Source organism: Nonomuraea sp. NPDC050536, assembly GCF_044457685.1.
Taxonomy (GTDB): Bacteria; Actinomycetota; Actinomycetes; order Streptosporangiales; family Streptosporangiaceae; genus Nonomuraea.
In genome coordinates, this window is the sequence record NZ_JBITHD010000056.1 from 1 (window position 1) to 1,417 (window position 1,417).

Annotated in this window: 1 protein-coding gene; it reads left to right on the forward strand. The window is 67.2% G+C overall.

Annotation, left to right across the window (positions count from 1 at the left end):
• The first annotated feature begins 117 nt into the window (after window positions 1-117).
• Window positions 118-1,359 carry an IS256 family transposase gene (locus ACIBHX_RS52335; protein WP_397076535.1) on the forward strand — a complete coding sequence of 414 codons (1,242 nt, stop codon included), beginning with the start codon at window positions 118-120 and terminating at the stop codon, window positions 1,357-1,359.
• The last annotated feature ends 58 nt before the right edge of the window (window positions 1,360-1,417 follow it).

Below are 1,417 nucleotides of genomic sequence, written 5' to 3' on the forward strand. Positions count from 1 at the left end.
GGGTTGCGTCCACGGGAGTGGTGTACGAGTTTGACCTGGTCACAAGCGTGGCGGCCGTGAAATGGAGACGGCCATCGCGTGATCCTTCGAGTGCGAACAACGAAGGAGATCAAGGCGATGGCCGCAGACAACAGTGTGACGCCCGCGCAGTGGCTGGCGAAGCAGATCGAGACCGATGACTCGGACATGTTGCGATCCATGGTGAAGACCATGGCCGAGGCGTTGATGTCGGCCCAGGCCGACACCCTGTGCGGAGCGCCGTACGGCGAGCGCAGCGGCGAGCGGACCAACTCGCGTAACGGCTACCGCCAGCGGGAGTGGGACACCCGCGCCGGCACCGTGGAGCTGGCGATCCCCAAGCTGCGCTCGGGATCGTACTTTCCTGACTGGTTGCTGGAGCGCCGCCGGCGAGCCGAGCAGGCGCTGATCAGTGTGGTGGCCACCAGCTACCTGCTCGGGGTCTCGACGCGGCGGGTGGACAAGCTGGTCGAGCAGCTGGGTATCAAGCACATCTCCAAGAGTCAGGTCAGCCAGATGGCCAAGGTCTTGGATGAGCAGGTCGAAGCCTTCCGCACCCGGGCCTTGGACGCCGGCCCCTACACCTTCGTCTGGCTGGATGCCTTGACGCAGAAGGTGCGTGAAGGCGGCCGGATCATCAACGTGCACTGCCTGGTGGCCACCGGGGTCAATGCTGACGGGCGGCGGGAGATCCTCGGGCTGGAGGTCACCACCGGCGAGGACGGCGCGGGCTGGCTGGCATTCCTGCGCGGCCTGGTCGCTCGCGGCCTGTCCGGCGTGCAGTTGGTGATCTCCGACTGCCACCGCGGCCTGGTGTCGGCGATCGGCGCGACGCTGGCGGGCGCGTCCTGGCAGCGGTGCCGAACCCACTACCTGCGCAATCTGCTGACCTGCGTGGCCAAGAGCGCACAGCCGTTCGTGGCCACGCTGGTGCGCACCATCTTCGACCAGCCCGATGCCGCCTCGGTGCGCGCCCAGCACGCCTGGGTCCTGGACGCGCTGGAGGCCAAGCACCCGGCCGCCGCCGAACACCTGGACGCCGCTCGGGAGGATCTGCTGGCCTTCGCCGCCTTCCCCCGCGAGATCTGGACCCAGATCTGGTCCAACAACCCGCAAGAACGGCTGAACAAGGAGATCCGCCGCCGCACCGACGTCGTCGGTATCTTCCCCGACCGAGCCGCGATCATCCGGCTGGTCGGCGCCGTCCTGGCCGAGCAGAGCGACGAATGGGTCGAAGCCCGCCGCTACATGGGATTGGACGTGCTGACCAAAGCCCGCCTCCGGGTCATCTCCGGCGACACGCCCACCCCGAGCCCACTCCCGCAGACACTTACCGCTTAACCTGCAGAAACAGGATCACGCGAAGATCGACTCATACACCACGTCCGTGGACGTGACC

Bases quoted from the DNA above. Each gene is read 5' to 3' on its own strand.
- ACIBHX_RS52335 (WP_397076535.1), top strand. From the start codon at position 118: ATGGCCGCAGACAACAGTGTGACGCCCGCGCAGTGGCTGGCGAAGCAG.